General features: G+C 52.0%; 1 protein-coding gene. It reads right to left on the bottom strand.

Annotation, left to right across the window (positions count from 1 at the left end; translation table 11 throughout):
- Positions 1–89: 89 nt before the first annotated feature.
- Positions 90–558 (bottom strand): tryptophan synthase subunit alpha (trpA, locus tag M595_RS28430; protein WP_023069997.1); only part of this gene is annotated, 469 nt, incomplete at its 5' end.

Raw genomic sequence — 558 nt, forward strand, 5'->3', positions numbered from 1 at the left:
GGAGGTGGGGAGGTGGGGTTCCGGGGGAGGTGGGGAGATCTTACCTGTTCCCTGTTCCCTGTTCCCTGTTCCCTGTTCCCTGTTCCCTTTTAACTGGAAACTGCTGCTTTGAGATCTTGCGCTAGCTGTTCGATCTCTTTGAGTCCTTGTGCGGGTGAATTTTCAGCCAAACGCCTTACAAAAGCACTACCAACAATCACCGCATTGGCGCCCCACTGGGCAATTTGTTGGGCTTGTTTCGGTTCGGAAATGCCAAAACCAACGCCAATAGGTTTATCTGTGCTGTTTTTCAGGTCAGCAATTAACGTTTGAACCCGTGACTGAACCTGCGATCGCACTCCTGTAACCCCAGTCACGCTCACCAGATAAATGAATCCTTGCGACTTCTCGGCAATCGCCTGGATGCGCTCTGAGCGGCTTGTCGGAGCCACCAAAAGAATAATTTCAATCCCCACCTCGGCGGCAATATCAAGCAGCGTTTGAGCTTCTTCTAGGGGCAAATCAGGAACAACTAGCCCTTTGACTCCGGCATCGGCAAACCGAGTTAAAACCGCCCGA

Source organism: Lyngbya aestuarii BL J, from assembly GCF_000478195.2.
Classification (GTDB): Bacteria; Cyanobacteriota; Cyanobacteriia; order Cyanobacteriales; family Microcoleaceae; genus Capilliphycus; species Capilliphycus aestuarii.